The organism is Staphylococcus gallinarum (assembly GCF_000875895.1).
GTDB lineage: Bacteria > Bacillota > Bacilli > Staphylococcales > Staphylococcaceae > Staphylococcus > Staphylococcus gallinarum.
The window spans coordinates 1-241 of sequence record NZ_JXCF01000060.1; the positions used below are offsets into that span (position 1 = coordinate 1).

Here is a 241-nt window from a genome sequence, read left to right on the forward strand (position 1 = left end):
TATGATGAAAACTATTTATCATGTAAATGTAGCGACAATAGGTAATAGTGTTATTTTTCCTGGAACCATGAGTGTTATTGTTTTTGGTTATTTTGGTGGTTTTTTAGTGGATAGAAAAGGGTCATTATTTGTTTTTATTTTAGGATCATTGTCTATCTCTATAAGTTTTTTAACTATTGCATTTTTTGTTGAGTTTAGTATGTGGTTGACTACTTTTATGTTTATATTTGTTATGGGCGGA

General features: G+C 28.2%; 1 pseudogene. It reads left to right on the plus strand.

What is annotated here, in order from left to right:
• Positions 1-241, plus strand: a pseudogene (locus SH09_RS12915) (hypothetical protein); the annotation flags it as partial.